The sequence below is a fragment of the Cohnella nanjingensis genome (genome assembly GCF_014212125.1).
Taxonomy (GTDB): Bacteria; Bacillota; Bacilli; order Paenibacillales; family Paenibacillaceae; genus Cohnella; species Cohnella nanjingensis.
On the sequence record NZ_JACJVP010000038.1, the window covers coordinates 24317 to 43365 of the forward strand.

The 19049-nt window shown below is 62.1% G+C and carries 12 protein-coding genes; 9 read left to right on the top strand and 3 right to left on the bottom strand.

The window, feature by feature from the left end:
• Positions 1–93: 93 nt before the first annotated feature.
• Positions 94–924, bottom strand: coding sequence for an AraC family transcriptional regulator (locus H7C19_RS22120; protein WP_185671247.1), 831 nt, complete (start codon positions 922–924; stop codon positions 94–96).
• A 119-nt stretch (positions 925–1043) separates the two neighbouring features.
• Here H7C19_RS22120 and H7C19_RS22125 point away from each other — a divergent pair, with 119 nt between their 5' ends.
• The 9 genes from H7C19_RS22125 to H7C19_RS22165 all read left to right on the top strand — a co-directional run bounded on the left by H7C19_RS22125 (position 1044) and on the right by H7C19_RS22165 (position 16306).
• Positions 1044–3071 (top strand): beta-galactosidase, encoded by a 2028-nt coding sequence (locus H7C19_RS22125; protein ID WP_185671276.1) that lies wholly within the window; start codon positions 1044–1046, stop codon positions 3069–3071.
• A gap of 65 nt (positions 3072–3136) precedes the next feature.
• Positions 3137–6268 carry a beta-galactosidase, LacZ type gene (gene lacZ, locus H7C19_RS22130; protein WP_246469665.1) on the top strand — a complete coding sequence of 1044 codons (3132 nt, stop codon included), beginning with the start codon at positions 3137–3139 and terminating at the stop codon, positions 6266–6268.
• A 49-nt stretch (positions 6269–6317) separates the two neighbouring features.
• Positions 6318–6548, top strand: coding sequence for a DUF3892 domain-containing protein (locus H7C19_RS22135; protein ID WP_185671248.1), 231 nt, complete (start codon positions 6318–6320; stop codon positions 6546–6548).
• A 224-nt stretch (positions 6549–6772) separates the two neighbouring features.
• On the top strand, positions 6773–8257 hold the full coding sequence (araA, locus tag H7C19_RS22140; protein ID WP_185671249.1) for an L-arabinose isomerase: 1485 nt from the start codon (positions 6773–6775) through the stop codon (positions 8255–8257).
• 361 nt (positions 8258–8618) lie between these two features.
• Entirely contained in the window at positions 8619–10529 is a 1911-nt protein-coding gene (gene glgB / locus H7C19_RS22145; protein WP_185671250.1) for a 1,4-alpha-glucan branching protein GlgB, read from the top strand.
• A gap of 41 nt (positions 10530–10570) precedes the next feature.
• Positions 10571–11740 (top strand): glucose-1-phosphate adenylyltransferase, encoded by a 1170-nt coding sequence (locus tag H7C19_RS22150; RefSeq protein WP_185671251.1) that lies wholly within the window; start codon positions 10571–10573, stop codon positions 11738–11740.
• Positions 11737–12849, top strand: a complete 1113-nt coding sequence (gene glgD, locus H7C19_RS22155; protein WP_185671252.1) for a glucose-1-phosphate adenylyltransferase subunit GlgD — start codon at positions 11737–11739, stop codon at positions 12847–12849. The genes H7C19_RS22150 and glgD overlap by 4 nt, the downstream gene beginning before the upstream one ends.
• Before the next feature lie 28 nt (positions 12850–12877).
• Entirely contained in the window at positions 12878–14305 is a 1428-nt protein-coding gene (gene glgA / locus H7C19_RS22160; protein WP_185671253.1) for a glycogen synthase GlgA, read from the top strand.
• An 18-nt stretch (positions 14306–14323) separates the two neighbouring features.
• Positions 14324–16306, top strand: coding sequence for a glycoside hydrolase family 15 protein (locus H7C19_RS22165; RefSeq protein ID WP_185671254.1), 1983 nt, complete (start codon positions 14324–14326; stop codon positions 16304–16306).
• A gap of 519 nt (positions 16307–16825) precedes the next feature.
• Here H7C19_RS22165 and H7C19_RS22170 read toward each other — a convergent pair.
• Both H7C19_RS22170 and H7C19_RS22175 read right to left on the bottom strand, forming a co-directional pair.
• The gene (locus H7C19_RS22170; RefSeq protein ID WP_246469666.1) at positions 16826–17761 is read right to left on the bottom strand and encodes an AraC family transcriptional regulator; all 936 of its coding nucleotides are present in this window, start codon (positions 17759–17761) and stop codon (positions 16826–16828) included.
• 181 nt (positions 17762–17942) lie between these two features.
• Positions 17943–19049: a Gfo/Idh/MocA family protein gene (locus H7C19_RS22175; RefSeq protein ID WP_185671255.1), complete on the bottom strand. Its 1107-nt coding sequence runs from the start codon at positions 19047–19049 to the stop codon at positions 17943–17945.

Here is a 19049-nt window from a genome sequence, read left to right on the forward strand (position 1 = left end):
GAAATATATCCCAAATTATACACGTGTCCGCTCTTCTGTCAACGGTCGGATTCGTACGTGCCCATAGATAGCGCCGCCATCATCGAGCCGCCCTCACTTGTACAGCTGTCGGAACCGTTCTGGCGGCAGTCCGGTCTTGCGACGGAATGTGGCGACGAAGTGGCTCACGTCGCGGAAGCCGACCTTCAGCGCGATCGACTTGACCGTCGCATCGGGGGCGGCGATCAGCAGTTCCTTCGCTTTGCGGATGCGGTACTGGACCAGATAGCTGTACGGCGATTGGCCGAACGTGCGCTGGAACAGCTCGTTCGTGGTGCTCGACGGCAGCCGCAGCACCGCCAGCATCTCGGAAAGGCCGATCTCCGGATCGGCGTAGCTCCGATCGATCCAATCGATCAGCGGGCGAACCTTCTCGGACGTATGGACGATGGAGGCTTGGTTGTCGAATCTGCCGTATTGGCGCAGCGTGAGCAGGAACCGGTACGCATCCGACGAGGCGTTCAGGCCGAATAGATCGGAATCGGACTCCATCCGGTCCAGCATCCCGTGAAGAAAGCCGGCGAGCGGCGAGTACGCGTCCCACTTGATGACGCCGGTCTCCGACAGATCGAGCGCGCGCAGCATCTCCGGCACGGCGGGGCCGCCGAACGTCAGGTAGACGGTATGCCACTTGCCGCCGACGGCCGCATACGAATGAGGCACGTGCGGCGAGAGGAGCAAGCCGCTGCCGACGGGAAGGGCGTAAGATCGGCCTGCGAAGGTGAAAAGTCCCTCTCCTTCGACCGTCTGCAGCCAGTGATAGTAGGGGTAGCCTTCGGCGCGTACCATCTTGCTCTCATCGGGCATCGTGCCGATCGTCTCGACGAACAGCGGGAGCCGGTGCTCGATCCCGGGCGTCAACGCGAAGCGGCGCAGAGAATCCATTTGGGGCACCCCCGTTTGATCGTTATATTCTTATATCGCTATAGAGAATGATTATATTTTACTCGAAAGAGCGCTCCATTAATATAGAGATATCCTTATACATGAAGGAAGTGTACGACGTGATCAACGAGAAGCTGCCGAAGATCTGGTACGGCGGGGATTACAATCCGGAACAATGGGAAGCGGATACATGGCCCGAAGACGACCGCATGTTCAAGCTGGCGGGCATCGACGTCGCGACGATCAACGTCTTTTCCTGGGCGCTCAGCCAGCCGAACGAGGATACGTACGATTTCGCCTGGCTGGACGCTACGATCGACCGCCTGCACGCGAACGGCGTCTACGTATGTCTAGCCACGAGTACGGGCGCACATCCGGCTTGGATGGCGAAGCGGTATCCCGAGGTGACTCGCGTCGACTACCACGGGCGCAAGCGCAAATTCGGCGGGCGGCACAATTCCTGTCCCAACTCGCCCGTCTTCCGCCGCTACTCCCGCCTGATCGCGGGCAAGCTGGCCGAACGTTACAAGGATCATCCCGCGATTCTCGTCTGGCACGTCTCGAACGAATATGGCGGGTACTGCTACTGCGATAACTGCGCGGCCGCTTTCCGATCGTGGCTGGAACGCCGATACGGCAGCTTGGACGCGCTCAACCGGGCGTGGAATACCCGTTTCTGGGGGCACACGTTCTACGAATGGGACGAGATCGTGCCGCCGAACGAGCTCAGCGAGGAATGGGGCGGCAGCAACACGAATTTCCAAGGCATGTCCCTCGACTACCGCCGCTTCCAATCCGAGAGCCTGCTCGATTGCTATAAGCTCGAGTACGACGAGATCAAGAAGCATACGCCGCATCTGCCGGTCACGACCAACTTGATGGGCCTCTATCCGGAGCTCGACTACTTCGCGTGGGCCAAGCATCTCGACGTCGTGTCCTGGGACAATTATCCTTCGTTGACGACGCCGGTCAGCCTGACGGCGATGACGCACGATCTGATGCGCGGCCTGAAGCAGGGCCAGCCGTTCATGCTCATGGAGCAGACGCCGAGCCAGCAGAACTGGCAGGCCTACAACTCGCTGAAGCGCCCCGGCGTGATGCGGCTGTGGAGCTACCAAGCGGTCGCGCGCGGCGCGGACACGGTCCTGTTCTTCCAGCTCCGCCGCTCGGTCGGCGCCTGCGAGAAGTACCACGGGGCGGTCATCGAGCACGTCGGGCATGAGCATACCCGCGTCTTCAGAGAGACGGCGGCGTTGGGAGCGGAGCTGCAGGCGCTGTCCGATCGACTGCTCGACGCGCGTTCGGCGGCGAAGGTCGCGATCGTCTTCGACTGGGAGAACCGTTGGGCGGTGGAACTGTCCAGCGGTCCGACCGTCGGACTGAACTACGTGAACGAGGTTCACAAGTATTACGACGCGCTGTTCAAGCTGCGCATCCCGACGGATATGGTGAGCGTCGAAGCCGACCTGAGCGGCTACGACATCGTCATCGCGCCGGTGCTCTACATGGTGAAGCCGGGCTTCGCGCAGAAGGCCGAGGCGTTCGCGGCGGCGGGCGGCACGTTCGTGACGACCTTCTTCAGCGGCATCGTGAACGAGAACGATCTCGTAACGCTCGGCGGCTATCCCGGGGAGCTGCGCAAGCTGCTCGGCATCTGGGCGGAGGAGATCGACGCGCTGTTCCCGGATCAAAGCAACCGGATCGTGGTAAAAGGAGAGCAAGGCGTCCTGAAAGGGACTTATGCCTGCGGCTTGCTCTGCGACCTGATCCGTGCCGAAGGCGCGGAGGTCGTGGCCGAATACGGCTCCGATTTCTACAAGGGGATGCCGGCCCTGACGGTGAATCGGTTCGGCGCCGGTCAAGCCTGGTACGTAGCGACCAGCCCGGACGCGGCGTTCATGCAGGACTTTCTGGCGCGCCTGACGGCGGAAAAGGGAATTCAGCCGCTCGTCGAAGCGCCGGAAGGGCTGGAAGCGACCGTGCGGGTCAAGGACGGACAGCGGTACTTGTTCCTGCTGAACCATCTCGCCGAGCCCGCGACGGCGGAGACGGGCGCGGCCGGCGTCGATCTGCTGACCGGGCAAGCCGTATCCGGCGCCGTCACCGTGCCGGGCCGGGGCGTCGCGATTATCGCGCAGCCCGGTTGATCGATACAAAGGTTAGCCCCGATGCAACCCGTTCATGCAACCGACCACGGAGAGGAGCGTTCGTCTTGACCAAGACCAAGCTTGTATATACGCCGCCGAAGAACGGCTACCCGGAGTGGAACAACAACCCGGAGATCTATCAGTTGAACCGCATGGACGCCCATGCGACGTTCATCACGCACGGCTCGTTGGAGGAGGCGCTCGCCGGAGAGCGGGAGAAGTCCGCTTCCTATCTGTCGCTGAACGGCGCCTGGAAGTTCTTCTGGGCGGAGAATCCGGACAAGCGCGCGCGCGGCTTCGAAGCGCCTAGCTACGATTGTGCCGGCTGGGACGAGATTCCCGTGCCTTCCCATTGGCAATTGCAAGGCTACGACTATCCGCAATATACGAATATTCGCTACCCCTGGAGCGAACGGGAGCCGATCGAGCCTCCGTTCGCGCCGACGGTCTACAACCCGGTCGGATCGTACGTCCGGACGTTCGCCGTGCCGGAGGGCTGGGCCGGCCAGCCGGTGTTCATCAGCTTCCAAGGCGTGGAGTCCGCCTTCTATGTCTGGCTGAACGGGGAACTGGTCGGCTACAGCGAAGATACCTTTACGCCCGCCGACTTTGACCTGACGCCGTATCTGATCGAAGGCGAGAACAAGCTGGCCGTCGAGGTGTACCGGTGGTGCGACGGCAGCTGGCTGGAGGATCAGGATTTCTGGCGGCTGAGCGGCATCTTCCGCGATGTTTATCTCTACACCGCGCCGAAGACGCACATTTACGACTTCGCCGTCCGGACCGGCTTGGACGACGACTTCCAAGATGCCGAGCTGCAGGTGAAGCTGCGCCTCGACAACTATTTCGCTCAGGATGCCGGCTCCGTCACGATCTCGGCCGAGCTCTACGATGCGGATCGCAAGCCGGCGCTCGCTTCGCCGCTGCGCATCGAGGCGGCCGTCGGCACTGCGGAATCCCGCGAAGCCGCAGGCGCCGTTCGCGTGAGCCGCCCGCTCAAATGGAGCGCGGAGCAGCCGAACCTGTACACGCTCGTGCTGACGCTGCGGGATGCGCAAGGAGAGGCCCTACAGTTCGCGAGCTGCAAGGTCGGCTTCCGCCGTTTCGAGATCGCGGCCGACGGACTGATGCGGATCAACGGCGAACGCGTCGTCTTCAAAGGCGTCAACCGCCACGAATTCTCCTGCGATACCGGCCGCGCGCTGTCCGTGGCGGACATGGTGAAGGACATCCTCCTCATGAAGCGGCACAACATCAACGCCGTCCGTACGTCCCACTACCCGAACCATCCGAAGTGGTACGAGCTGTGCGACGAATACGGGCTCTATGTCATTGACGAGACGAATCTCGAGACGCATGGCAGCTGGCAATACGGGGATTCGGAAGAAAACGATGCCAGATCCGTGCCGGCGAGCAAGCCGGAATGGACCGCGAACGTCATCGACCGATGCAACTCGATGCTGCAGCGGGACAAGAACCATCCCTCCATCGTCATCTGGTCGCTCGGCAACGAGTCCTGGGGCGGCGACAACTTCGTCAAGATGCACGACTATCTGCGGGAGCAGGATCCGACCCGCGTCGTGCACTACGAAGGCATCTTCCATTGCCGCAAGTGGGAATCGGCATCCGACGTGGAGAGCCAGATGTACACGAAGCCCCAGGATATCGAAACTTACGCGACGAGTCATCCCGGCCGGCCGCGCAAGCCCTTCATTCTCTGCGAGTACAGCCACGCGATGGGCAACTCCAACGGCAATCTGTTCAAGTACGCGGACTTGTTCGACCGTTACCCCGTCCTGCAAGGCGGCTTCATCTGGGACTGGGCGGATCAGGCGATCCGGACGAAGCGCCCGAACGGCAAGCCGTTCCTGGCGTATGGCGGCGACTTCGGCGAATCTCCGCACGACGGCAACTTCAGCGGCAACGGCCTGCTGTTCGCAGATCGGACGGTGACGCCGAAGCTGCTGGAGACGAAAGCCTGCTATCAGAACGTCCGATTCGACGCCGCAGATCTGCGCGAAGGCCGGTTCACGCTGACGAACAAATTCCTGTTCACCGACCTGTCCGCGTACGACCTCGTCTGGCGGACGACTGCGAGCGGCGTGCCGGTCTTGGAGGGACGGACGGCGATTCAGGCGGCGCCGGGGCAATCCGCGGCCGTCGACCTGTCCGAAGCGTACCCGACCCGAGCCGCCCGCGGCGAGGAGTATCTCTTGACGCTTAGCGTCGTCCTGCGGGAGGATACCGCATGGGCGACGACGGGACACGAGATCGCCTTCGGCCAATTCGAGCTGCCGCTCGCGCACGAGCCCTTCCTTGACGAGCAGCATCCGCAAGGGCCGGTGAAGGTGCGCGATCAGGGCGGGAACCTGACGGTAGAGGGAGACCGCTTCGAATTGCGCTTCGACACCGGCACGGGGGATTTGGTCTCGTACTTGCTCGGCGGGGAGGAGCGGCTGCTCGCGGCGCCGGCGCCGAACTTCTGGCGGGCGCACACCGACAACGACAAAGGCAACGGGCTGCCGGCGCGTTCCGCCGTCTGGCGCGAAGCCGGCGCGGGCCGGAAGCTGCGGAGCTTCGGGTGGGAGCGGACGAATGACGGCGTCGCCGTCACGGCGGACTTCGAGCTGCCAACGACGCCGGTCTCCGCATGTGCGATGTCGTATCGCGTGCATGGCGACGGCAGCGTCGACGTGGCGCTGACCTTGCAGCCGGGCGAAGGCCTGCCCGAGATTCCGGAATACGGCGTCCTCATCGCGATGGATGCGGCGTACGACCGGGTGTCCTGGTACGGCAAAGGGCCGCACGAGAACTATTGGGACCGCAGCCGCGGCGCGAAGGTCGGACGCTATGAGGGACTCGTGAAGGAACAGGTTACGCCTTACCTGCGGCCGCAGGAGTCGGGCAACAAGACGGAGGTGCGGTCCGCATCGGTCGCGAACGCCGCAGGCGGCGGCTTGCGCTTCGAGGGCGCGCCGCGCTTCGAATGGAACGCGAGCCCTTATCTGCCGCAAGAGCTCGAGGATTATTCGCATCACGACCTGCTGCCCGAGCCATCCCGGACGGTCGTGCGGATCATAGGGCGCCAGATGGGCGTAGGCGGGGACGACAGCTGGGGCGCGCCGACGCATCCGGAGTTCACGCTGTATGCGAACCGGACGTACTTCGTCGCCTTCCGGATGAAGGCCGTCGAATAATTTCGCCTCCGGGACGGGAGAATATTCCTGTCGGGAGGTGGAAGGTACAATGGCGAACCGCGAACAGATCGTGGCCGTGCGCAAAAACGGCGACGGCGATATTATCGAGCTGCAGCTGTCCAACGGCCAAGTGGTCGACTACAAGCAAGCGCAGCAGATGGCCAAGAACGACGAGCTCGAGAACGTGAACGTCTTCAAGGGCCGCGACGGCGACGAGCACCTGCGCTCGGATCCGGACGGCCGCGAGGACAACAATCTGGACAACCTGCCGACCTTCTAATCGAAGGGGCGGGGAAGAGGCTCTCCTACGATCGCAAGATCCGGGAGAGCCTCTTTTTTTTGGTACATATGTTGTAAATACAAGTTGTGATTTCGGAGATCCATATTCCGATCATTTATCGTGCGAATCGTCGCTTGAAGCTTGAAATAACAAGATAGATCTTGTAAACTAAGAGGCGATAAATAGGTACGTACAAGTTAAATGAAATCATGGGAGGTAGAATCATGCTCCAAGTGAAGCCTTACGTATTCTGGTTCATCACCGGCAGCCAGCATCTCTACGGGCCGGAGACGCTCGAAGAAGTGAATGCGCATTCGGCCGAGATCGCCGAAGGCCTGACTCAAGCTTTGCCTTACCCGGTGACGTTCAAGCCGGTTGTCACGACGTCCGAAGAGATTCGCAGCGTCATCGTCGCGGCCAATTCGGACGAACGTTGCGCGGGCATCGTCACTTGGATGCATACGTTCTCTCCGGCGAAGATGTGGATCGCAGGACTGTCGGAGCTGCGCAAGCCGTTGCTTCACCTGCACACGCAATACAACCGGGATATTCCTTGGGATACGATCGACATGGACTTCATGAACACGAACCAGGCGGCGCACGGCGATCGGGAATTCGGCTTCATCGGCGCACGGATGGGCATCGCGCGCAAGGTGATCGTCGGACATTGGGCGGATGCGGCCGTCCGGGACCGCTTAGGCGCTTGGCAGCGCACCGCGGTTGCCTTCACCGAGAGCCGCGGTCTGAAGGTCGTCCGATTCGGCGACAACATGCGGCAGGTTGCCGTGACCGAAGGCGACAAAGTCGAAGCGCAGATCAAGTTCGGCTGGTCCGTCAATACGCACGGCGTCGGCGACCTGGTGCAGATCGTGAATGCGGTCGCGGATGACGAGGTCGAGCGGTTGTTGGGCGAGTATGACGAACAATACGAGATTGCGGCCGAAGGGCGCAAGCCGGGACCGATCCGCGATGCGATCGCCTACCAGGCGCGCCTGGAGATCGCGTTGAAGCGGTTCATGGAAACGGGCGGCTTCAAGGCGTTTACGACCACGTTCGAAGACCTGCACGGTCTGGCGCAGCTGCCGGGGCTGGCCGTCCAGCGGCTCATGGCGCAGGGCTACGGCTTCGCGGGCGAAGGGGATTGGAAGACGGCCGCGCTCACGCGGCTCATGAAGGTCATCGCCGGCGGCGTCGACACGTCGTTCATGGAGGACTATACGTATCACTTCGAGCCGGGCAACGAGATGGTGCTGGGGGCGCATATGCTCGAAGTCTGCCCGACGCTCGCCGCCTCGAAGCCGCGCATCGAAGTGCATCCGCTCGGCATCGGCGGCAAGGCGGATCCCGCCCGCATCGTCTTCGACGGCAAAGCCGGTTCGGCGCTGAACGCCTCCGTCGTCGACATGGGCAATCGTTTCCGCCTCATCATCAACGAAGTAGAGGGCGTCGCCGTGGAACGGCCGATGCCGAAGCTGCCCGTCGCCCGCGTGCTCTGGAAGCCTCAGCCGTCGCTGCAGGTCGGCGCCGAAGCGTGGATCCTCGCCGGCGGCGCGCATCATACGGTCTACTCGTTCGCAGTCACGACAGAGCAGCTGCTCGACTTCGCCGAGATGGCCGGGATCGAAGCGGTCGTCATCGACAAGGATACCAACGTGCGCCAGCTCAAGAACGAGCTGCGCTTCGGCCACATCGCCTGGGCGCAACGCTAATCGGCAAGACGAAGGAATTTCATTAGCGATTCAATATCCCGCTAATTCTTATTCGGACGGGCGCCACTCGGCGCTCGTCTTTTGCGTTTGCTCCAGCTGCGCAGCCCTCGGCCGCCAAGGATGCTGCGGTTCCCGCTTGCTGGCGCCCAAAGTGTCGAAACATGACATGGATATAACTCAAGCAGTCTGTTTTTGACGAATATGCGCGAATGTGAAATATATTTTGAGAATTCGGATGAAATCAACGAAGTTTTCCTCTATAATGAGTGTAATATTGGTGTGAAATGTAAGAAATAATGACAAATTGTTAACGCTATGTTAAAGGCTTGACCCCACCGTTGTCGAAGGAGGCGTTCCCGGAATGACGGCTATCTCTCCGCAACTCTCCCAGGAAGATTTGTACTTGTTCAACCACGGCGAGCTGTTCCGTGCCTATCGGTCGTTCGGAGCGCATATAACAGAGGACGGCGGTCTTCGCGGCGTACGATTCGCCGTATGGGCGCCTAACGCGCGGGAGGTTCGGGTAGCGGGTCCGTTCAACGGATGGGACGGCGAACGCCACGCCCTGGCCCAAGCCGGAACGACCGGCGTCTGGCACGGCTTCGTCCCGGGAATGGGCGAGGGCGACCTCTACAAGTACGAGCTGATCGACGCGTTTGGCCGCCGGTCGCTGAAGGCGGACCCCTTCGCTTTCCGGTCGGAGCTCCGGCCCGGAACGGCATCCGTCGTCGCTCGCCTGAACGGCAATGACCGGCAGGATCGGGCGTGGCAAGAACGGAAGCGCGGCAGCCCGCCTTACGAGCGGCCGATGCTCATCTACGAGGTGCATCTGGGGTCTTGGAAGATCGACGGTCCCGAACAATTCTGGACCTATGAGCGCCTCGCCGACGAGTTGGTCGATTACGCCGTCTCGATGGGATATACCCATCTGGAGGTGATGCCGCTCGCGGAGCACCCGCTCGACTTGTCTTGGGGCTATCAGGCGACCGGCTATTATGCGGCGACCGCCCGCTACGGCCCGCCAGACGGCTTGCAGACGCTCATCGACCGCTGCCATCGCAGCGGGATCGGGGTGCTGCTCGATTGGGTGCCCGGCCATTTCTGCAAGGACGATCACGGCCTGCGCCTGTTCGACGGGACGCCGCTGTATGAGCACGCGGATGCCCGCCTCGCGGAGAAGCCGCTCTGGGGGACGCTCGCCTTCGACTTCGGCAAACCCGAGGTGCAGAGCTTCCTGATCTCCAACGCCTTGTTCTGGCTCGACGTCTACCGCTTCGACGGGCTTCGGGTCGACGCCGTCGCCAGCATGATCGACCTGCACTTCGACAAGCCGTCCGACATGCACACGTTCAACCGGCACGGCGGCACCGAATACCTGGAAGCCCTGCAATTTCTCCGCAAGCTGAACGAGACCGTATTCCGTTACTATCCCGACACCCTCGTCGTCGCAGAAGATTCCTCCGCTTGGCCGTCCGTCACCGGTCCTACTTACCTCGGCGGATTGGGATTCAACTACAAATGGAACATGGGTTGGATGAACGACTTGCTCCGCTACATGGAGACGCCGCCCGACCGACGTTCCGAATGCCACGCTCTTGCTACGTTTTCCATGATGTACGCCTACACCGAGAATTACGTCCTGCCGCTGTCCCACGACGAAGTCGTGCACGGCAAGCGGTCGCTGTTGAACAAGATGCCCGGCGCCTATGAACAAAAGTTCGCCAATCTCCGCCTGTTCTACGGCTATTGGATGACGCATCCCGGGAAGAAACTGCTCTTCATGGGTGGGGAGTTCGGTCAATTCGACGAATGGAAGGACGCCGCCCAACTGGATTGGACGATACTGGACTATCCGCTCCACGCCGCGATGCAGCGGTATACGCGCGATCTGAACGCCATGTACGTCGCGGAGCCTGCTCTGTGGCAGCGGGACCATGCGCCGGACGGGTTCGCCTGGATCGACGCCGACAACGCCGCGCAGAGCGTGCTGTCCTACATCCGCCGAGCGAGCTCGCCCAAGCGTCATCTGATCACCGTCTGCAACTTCTCCGGCGTCGCTTACCCGGCGTTCCGGATCGGCGTGCCCGAGGGGACGTCTTACCGCCTCGTCCTGCATAGCGACGCGGCCGACTACGGGGGCGAGGGCGCGCGCGTCCCCCGCAGCTTCAAGGCCGAACGCCGCCCGCTTCACGGACAGCCTTTCAGTGTCGAGATCCCATTGCCCCGTCTTACGTTCCTGCTGCTGGAGCCAGATTCGGCGGTCGCCGACTAGCTTCGGGATACCTATACCAAGAGAGAGAGCGAGGAGCGTTCATGAAGCAACGCAGCGAATGCATTGCCATGTTGTTGGCCGGCGGGGAAGGACGCCGCCTGGGCGTCCTGACCAAAGATCTCGCCAAACCGGCCGTACACTTCGGCGGGAAGTACCGCATCATCGATTTCACGCTGAGCAACTGCGTCAATTCGGGGATCGACACGGTCGGCGTCCTCACGCAATACCAGCCGCTCGTCCTGAACCAGTATCTGGGCATCGGCAGCCCTTGGGGGCTGGATCGCCGGGACGGGGGCATGCACGTCCTGCCGCCCTACGTCCGGCAGAAAGGCGGCGTCTGGTACAAAGGAACGGCGAACGCGATCTATCAGAACATGGGCTTCATCGAACGCTACGATCCGGAGTACGTGCTCATCATCTCCGGCGACCATATCTACAAGATGGATTATGACCTGCTGCTCGAATCGCACAAGCGCAACCGGGCGGACGCGACGCTAGCGGTCATCACCGTGCCTTGGGCCGACGCGAGCCGCTTCGGCATCCTGAGCGTAGACGAGGAGGACCGGGTGGTCGAATTCGCGGAGAAGCCCAAGCAGCCGAAGAGCAATCTCGCCTCGATGGGCGTCTACATCTTCTCTTGGCCGGTGCTGCGGGACGCGCTCATGCGCGACGAAGCGCAGAGCGGTTCCTCGAACGACTTCGGCAAGGACGTCATTCCGACGCTGCTGCGCGAAGGGGCGAGGCTGTACGCCCATCGGTTCGGGGGCTACTGGAAGGACGTCGGGACGATCGATAGCCTCTGGGAGGCGAACATGGATCTGCTTGCGGATGAGCCCGCGCTCGATCTGAACGATCGCGCTTGGCGGATCTACTCCGTCAATCCGAATCGCCCCGCCCACTATCTGTCCCCGCAAGCCAGCGTCCAGAACTCGCTGATCAACGAAGGCTGCGTCGTTCAGGGGCAAGTGAACCGGTCGGTGCTCTTCCACGGCGTCCGCATCGGCGAGGGCAGCATGATCGAAGACGCGGTCATCATGCCGCACGCCGTCATCGGCCGCAACGTCCGGATCGTCCGCGCGATCGTCGGCGAAGGCGCGATCGTCGGGGACGGCTGCACGATCGGCGCCATCGACGCCGAGGAGATCGCGGTCGTCGGCAGCGGCGACCATATCGAAGCGGAACCGAAGCTGGAGGAGGCGAACCCGGTATGAAGCTGTCCTTGATGGGCGTTATCAATCTGATTCACGAGACCGAGGAGATGGGGACGCTGACGGCGAACCGCTGCCTGGCCACGGTGCCGTTCGGCGGCCGTTACCGGCTCATCGATTTCGCGCTGTCCTCGATGGTGAACTCCGGCATTCCGAAGGTGGCCATCTTCGCGCATACGAAGTACCGCTCCCTGATCGACCATCTCGGTTCGGGCGGCAACTGGGACCTGCACCGCAAGCAGAGCGGACTGTTCGTCCTGCCTCCCGCCATGGAGAGCCAATCCGACTTCGGCAAAGGCGATTTGTACCATTTCTACCGTCACCGGGACTACTTCGCCCGCAGTCCGCTCGAGTATGTCGTCATCGCGCGCAGCCATATGGTGTGCAACATCGACTTTGGCCGGGTGCTGGCCCATCATCGGGAACGGAACGCCGACATTACCGTCGTCTGCAAGCGGTGGCCGAACGCCGAGACGGGTCTGACCCGCAAGGCGGAGCTGGACGCGGACGGCCGGGTCGTCGATATGCAGGATCATTACGGCCGCCTCGCCTCGGACATCGTGTCGATGGAGATGTACGTGCTCCGCAAGGAGCTGCTGCTGGACTTGGTGGAGACTTCGCTGGCGCAAGGGAAAGACCACTTCGTCCGTCACGCGATCCTCTCGCGCCTGCAGGAGCTGCACGTCAGCGCCTATCTGCACGAGGGGGTGCTGGGCGTCGTGAACAGCATTCCGGCGTTCTATAGGCACAACATGGAGCTGTTGAAGCCGGAAGTGTGGAACGAGCTGTTCTTCTCCCCGGGACCGATCTATACGAAGGTGAAGGACGAGCCGCCGACCCGCTACCGGAGCGGCTCCCAAGTGTCCGGCTCGCTCGTCGCGAACGGCTGCGAGATCGAGGGTTCGGTGCAGGGGAGCATCCTGTTCCGGGGCGTCAAGATCCGCAAAGGCGCGGTCGTCCGCAACAGCATCGTCATGCAGAACGGCGTCATCGGCGAAGACGGGGCGCTGGAAAATTGCATTCTCGACAAGGAAGTGGAGATCCGGCCGCAGCAGCAGCTCAAAGGTTCGTCGCACATGCCGTTCCTTGCGCTGAAGCGCAATGTCATCTAGACGGCCGATCGGAGAGGGGAGGATGGCGATGAACGTCTGGTTCGTCGCGTCGGAGGCCGTTCCGCTGGTGAAGACGGGCGGTCTCGCAGACGTGGTCGGCGCGCTGCCCAAAGCGCTCGCGGCTCGCGGCGTGGACGTCACGGTAGTGCTGCCGAAGTACGGAGAGATTCCCGACCGTTATCTGGAGGGCGCGGTCGACAAGGGGTACTGCTACGTGACGATGGGATGGCGGCGGCAATATTGCGGTCTGCTGGAGATCGAGGCGGACGGCGTCCGCTTCCTGCTCGTCGACAACGAATATTACTTCAAACGCGGCTATCTCTACGGATACGGGGACGAAGCGGAGCGGTTCGTGTTCTTCGGCTTCGCCGTCGCCGAAGCGCTCGCGCGGACCGAGCGGCTGCCGGACGTGGTGCACTGCCACGACTGGCAGACCGGGCTCGTCCCGTTCCTGCTGCGGACGCGGTACGCATACGATCCGGGCCTGCGCAACGTCCGAACCGTCTTCACGATTCACAATTTGCAATATCAAGGCGTGTTCTCGAGGGGACTCCTGCAGGATCTGCTCTCGGTCGGCGACGATCTGCTCGGCGAGGACGGACTGGAATTCTACGGCGCGGCGAGCTGCATGAAGGCGGGGCTCAAGTATGCGGACAAGCTGACGACGGTCAGCCCGACCTACGCCCGCGAGATTCAGTCGCCCGAATTCGGGGAAAAGCTGGACGGCGTGCTGCGCGAACGCGCGGGAGACCTGGTAGGCGTCATCAACGGCATCGATACGGCGTCCTACGATCCGATGCGCGATCCGCATTTGAAGGTGCCTTATCGGCAATCGCTGGCCAAGAAACGGCTGAACAAGCTCGCGCTGCAGGAGGAATTGGGCTTGCAGGTCGACGCCGAAGCGCCGCTCGTCGGCATCGTCTCCAGGCTCGTGCTGCAGAAAGGTTTCGATCTGATCGGCGAAGCGCTGCCCGCGCTGATGGGCGAACGCTTGCAGCTCGCGGTGCTGGGCTCGGGCGACCCCCGCTTCGAAGGTATGCTGCGCGAAGCGATCGGCCGCTATCCCGGCCGGATCGCCGTCTGGTTCGGATTCAACGAAGGGCTGGCGCGCCGCATCTATGCGGCATCGGACTTGTTCCTCATGCCGTCCCGGTTCGAGCCCTGCGGATTGAGCCAGCTGATCTCTCTCCGTTACCGCACCGTGCCGATCGTTCGCGAGACGGGCGGGCTGCGCGATACGGTCGAGGCGTACAACGAGTACGAGGGGACGGGGAACGGCTTCAGCTTCGGTCCCGCGACCGCGCACGACATGCTGTACACCGTTCGTCGAGCGCTGGCTTTCTACGAGGACGAAGAGGCTTGGCGGCGAATCGTGGCGAACGGCGCCAAGCGGGATTACGGCTGGGACCACTCCGCCAAGCAATACGAGCAGCTCTATCGAACGCTCGCTCAATAGGGAGAGGATGGAATTTTTATGGCACGGCATCTGGTCATCGGCAACGGCAAAATGCTCGTCAACCTGGACAACCACTGCTACATGCGCGATCTTTACTTTCCCTACGTCGGCCAGCTCAACCATACCGGCGGACAGCCCTGCCGTTTCGGCGTCTGGTGCAACGGCAAGTTCGTCTGGCTGGACGATCCCGCGTGGGAGATCGAGCTCGGCTATATCGAGAATTCGCTCGTCACGAACGTGACCGCCCGGCATGAAGGACTCGGGCTGGAGCTGAACATGAACGACGGCATCCATCAGCGGGAATGCATCTATCTGAAGCGGGTCGTCGTCCGCAATCTGACTTCGGATCCGAAGGACGTCCGGGTGTTTTTCCACCAGGATCTCATGATCGACGGCAACGAAGTCGGCGACACGGCTGCCTACTATCCGTCGAACCGCACGGTGTTCCACTACAAGCGCTCGTCCTACTTCATGTTCAACGGGCGTTCGCAGACCGGCGGCATCCACCAATACTCGACCGGGATCAAGCGGTTCCACTCCGCCGAAGGGACGTGGCGGGATGCGGAGGACGGCGACCTGTCGGGCAACGCGATCGCGCAAGGCTCGGTGGACAGCACGATCGGCTTCCGCGTCGAGCTGCCCGGCGGGAGCGAAAGTACGCTGTACTACTGGATGTCGGTCGGGGAAAATCTGGAGGAAGTCAAGCGGCTCGATCAATACGTGCAGGAGAGCCACCCGGAGAAGCTGCTCAGCCGGATCGTCATCTACTGGAATCATTGGCTGACGAAGGTCGGCAGCCATTTCCGCTTCGGCGACCTGCCGAGCGAGGTGGTGCGCCTGTTCAAGCACAGCCTGCTCATCGTGCGGACGCAGATCGACGAACGGGGGGCCATCTTGGCCGCCAACGACACGGATATCCTCCAGTACAACCGCGATCACTACAGCTACATGTGGCCGCGCGACGGCGCGCTCATCGCGGACGCGATGTCGATGGCGGGCTACCACGGGACGATCGCTCCGTTCTTCGACTTCTGCGGGAAGGCGTTGTCCCCGGAAGGTTACCTGTACCACAAATACAATCCGGACGGCACGGTCGGCTCAAGCTGGCATCCGTACGTCGTGCAGGGCGCGTCCCGTCTTCCGATCCAAGAGGACGAGACGGCGCTCGTCCTCTTCGCGCTCTGGAAGGACTACGAACGCCACGGGGAGATCGAGCTGCCGCAGTCGCTCTATCCGACGCTGGTGCGCAAAGCGGCCTCGTTTCTCTGCGATTATGTAGATCCTTCGCTAGGGTTGCCGTTGCCGAGTTATGATCTCTGGGAGGAACGCTACGGCATCTGGACGTACACCGTCGCCGCGGTCTACGGCGGTTTGATGGGGGCGGCCTACTTCGCGGATCTGTTCGGCGACTACGAGCGCAGCGACCGGTACCGCAACGTCGCGGAGCGGATGAAGCTGGGGATGCTGACGCATCTGTGGGACGAGGAAGCGGGTCGCTTCGCGCGAGGTCTCGTCCAGCGGGACGGCCGTTGGGAGAAAGACATGACGATCGAGAGCAGCCTCTTCGGCCTATTCGAATTCGGCGTGTTGCCTGCAGATGACGACCGTGTATCGCGGACGATGCAAGCGATCGAACAGGGCTTGTCGGTGCGCACGGAGGTCGGGGGCGTCGCCCGGTACACGAACGATTACTACTTCCAGCAGACTGGCGACGTAGAGCGCGTGCCGGGGAATCCGTGGGTCATCTGCACGCTGTGGGTGGCGGACTTCCAGATCGAGACGGCCCGGTCGCTGGCCGATCTGGAACGTCCCCGGGCGGCGCTCGAGTCGATCGTCCGGCGGACGCTCGAGGGCGGCAACCTGCCGGAGCAGGTACACCCGATCGACGGCACGCCGCTGTCGGTCGCGCCGCTGACTTGGTCGCACGCGACCTACATCAAGAGCGTGTGCCGGTACGTTCGCAAGCGGGAGCAGCTGTCGAGCGCGCTGGGCGAGATTTAATATCATGGCGGAGAGCCCTTTCCTTGCGGCGCGGCGGGAAAGGGTTTTTCGTTGCCTTTGCACGATATCCCCTTCGCTCAGGTGCTGCATTTGTCGTTCGAATTAACTCGTTTATTCGGTATCCCTTTCGCTCAGGTCGTTCCATGTGGTGCTCGAAGTATCCCGTTTGAACGATATCCCTTTCGCTCAGGAGATGATCGCATTCCGCATTGGAATGAGCCAAAATGAGGTTGCGCTGGAGTTGTTGGTTTGGTTTTGTTGGAGTAGAGAGAGTGAAAAATCGTAGGTGATATTTCCTGATCGAAGGGGATATCGTTAGAACGTCTTGACGGCGCTTCCTGATCGAAGGGGATATCGTCAGAACGTCATGTCTGGGTTCCCTGATCGAAGGGGATATCGTCAAAACGGTCGCGAGCAAGAGCGAAGGGGATGTTGCTGAATCGAGGGTTGTCGAAGCCGAGCCATGTGGGAGGAGCCTAGCCAACGTAAAAAAGGAACCCTGCCATGAGGGTTCCTGCTTCATTCCTGCATCCAGAGCTGTCCTGCGCGCGCTTGGGCTTCGTCGGACATCCTGCGGCGGTAGGCTTCGGGCGTGCAGCCTATCGCGGCTTTGAATTGGCGGCTAAAATGCGCGAGGTGCGCAAAACCGACCGACTGCGCGACCTCCGTCACGGAGAGGTGAGGCGTCAACTTGAACTGAATCTTCGCCTGGTTGATGCGCCGGTTGTACAGAAATTGAAAGACGGTCGTACCCGTAACTTCCTTGAACAAATTCGACAAGTAGGTCTTCGAGAGGTGAAGCGCATCGGCGACGCGCTCCAGCGTGACCGGCTCGTGGTAGTGCGCTTCGAGAAAGCTGATGACCCGTTGGATGTGCCGCTCCCGTTCGGAGCGGTGCAGGCGTTCGTCCATCGAAGTGCCGCACCAGCCCTTGATGAGATACAGCAGCTCGATGAACCGAAGCGCGAACCGTTCGTACGCATAGGGGCTGGCCGCTTCGCCGGTCTGATCCTTCGTCTCCGCCTCGGTCTGCATCTTGGCTTGCTCGTAAAGGCCGCCCATGTCCGCCAGCATGCGCTCCGCTTCCGCCCTCGCCACGCCGGACAGCGGCAGTCGGGCGTTGCGCAGCTCCTCGAAGGGCTGAAGCAGCGACTCCGAGATGGAGGCGGGCACCAGCGTCCGCAGGTACGCGGGATCGAAGTGGATGGTCGTCCGGATATACGGGACGTGAGGCGCCGGATTCGGACAGTGCAGCGTCATCCCGTGCATCAGGATAAGATCGCCGGGCGCCAGCGTCATGAGTTTGTCCCCGATCAAGTAGGTGCACAAGCCTTCGTGAAAATAGTAGATCTCATAAAACGGATGCGAGTGGTACGACCCGGGGGCCATCGCTCCGTCGCTGCGGAATCCCATCTCGATCGGTTGAATCCATTGTATATAGGGCGGATTGGGCAAGGGAGACCTCCCGCAACCCGGTGCGTCGTTCGCCGGGTTCTGAGAGTGATTGTACCATGTCTCGCCGCCGATATCAGCCTGCCGCCCGCACCGTGTCTTCCCGCCGATAACGGCTCGGCAGTCGCAACCGTGACTTGCCGCGGTATCGGCCCGGCACTCGCGCTGTGTATTCCCGCCGATATCAGCCCGTCACCCGCACCGCGTCGCGCTGGGCGATGAGGCACAGTTCGGCGGCTTTGAAGGCGTGCTCCTGCGTCATGGCGTTCTCCGTCCGCTGAAGGCAATCGAGGATGAGCTCGCCGAAGAAGGGGTACCCGACTTGGCCGTCTACCGCGAAATGAAACTCGCCTTCATGATTCACGAGATACACGTGGTTCCCCGTGCGTTCGCGCGCCACGTCAATATATTTGCGCAGCTCGATGTAACCGTCCGTGCCCAGGATGACGGTTCGGCCGTCGCCCCAGGTGCCAAGCCCGTCGGGCGTCATCCAGTCCACGCGGAAGTAACCGGTCGCGCCGTTGTCGCCGATGAGCGTCGCGTCGCCGAAGTCCTCCAGCTCGGGATAAGAGGGCGAGCGATAGTTGCCGACTTTGCTGTGCGCGACCCGCGCGTCCCGGCAGTCCGCGTAATATAGGAATTGCTCGATCTGATGGCTGCCGATGTCGCAGAGGATGCCGCCGTAGTCCCGTTTGCGGAAAAACCAGTCCGGCCTTCCCGAGCCGAGGCGGTGCGGACCAGTGCCCATCACTTGCACCACGCGGCCGATCGCGCCCTCCCGGACCAGCCGGCCGGCATAGACCGCGCTCTCCGCGTGCAGACGCTCGCTGTAGTAGACCATGTATTTGCGGCCGGTCTCCAGCGCCTTCGCGCGGGCTTCCGCCAGCTGCGAGAGCTCGGTGAACGGCGTCTTGTCGGTGAAGTAGTCTTTCCCGCTGTCCATGACGCGGAGGCCGAGCGCGCAGCGTTCGGACGGTACGGCCGCCGCGGCGACCAACCGCACTTCGGGATCATCCAGGATGACCTCGAGCGAGTCGGCCGCTTGCGCTTGCGGAAAGACTTGGCGGAAAGCCTCGACCTTCGCGGGATCGGGATCGAAGACCCACTTGAGCGTCGCGCCGGCTTCGACGAGACCGTTGCATTGGCCGTAGATGTGACCGTGGTCCAGCGCGGCCGCGGCGATGACGAAGTCGCCGAGCCCGCAGACCGGTTCCGGCTTGCGGGCGACGGGCGCATAGCGCTGCCCGTCCCCGTTGCCGAAGGTGGAGGCGGAGCGATCCGGTTGCAGCAT

What these genes read in the sequence shown, in the direction of transcription:
- H7C19_RS22120 (WP_185671247.1), bottom strand. Translation starts at nt 924, where the DNA reads ATGGATTCTCTGCGCCGCTTCGCGTTGACGCCCGGGATCGAGCACCGG.
- H7C19_RS22135 (WP_185671248.1), top strand. Translation starts at nt 6,318, where the DNA reads ATGGCGAACCGCGAACAGATCGTGGCCGTGCGCAAAAACGGCGACGGC.
- araA (WP_185671249.1), top strand. Translation starts at nt 6,773, where the DNA reads ATGCTCCAAGTGAAGCCTTACGTATTCTGGTTCATCACCGGCAGCCAG.
- glgB (WP_185671250.1), top strand. Translation starts at nt 8,619, where the DNA reads ATGACGGCTATCTCTCCGCAACTCTCCCAGGAAGATTTGTACTTGTTC.
- H7C19_RS22150 (WP_185671251.1), top strand. Translation starts at nt 10,571, where the DNA reads ATGAAGCAACGCAGCGAATGCATTGCCATGTTGTTGGCCGGCGGGGAA.
- glgD (WP_185671252.1), top strand. Translation starts at nt 11,737, where the DNA reads ATGAAGCTGTCCTTGATGGGCGTTATCAATCTGATTCACGAGACCGAG.
- glgA (WP_185671253.1), top strand. Translation starts at nt 12,878, where the DNA reads ATGAACGTCTGGTTCGTCGCGTCGGAGGCCGTTCCGCTGGTGAAGACG.
- H7C19_RS22165 (WP_185671254.1), top strand. Translation starts at nt 14,324, where the DNA reads ATGGCACGGCATCTGGTCATCGGCAACGGCAAAATGCTCGTCAACCTG.
- H7C19_RS22175 (WP_185671255.1), bottom strand. Translation starts at nt 19,049, where the DNA reads ATGCTGCAACCGGATCGCTCCGCCTCCACCTTCGGCAACGGGGACGGG.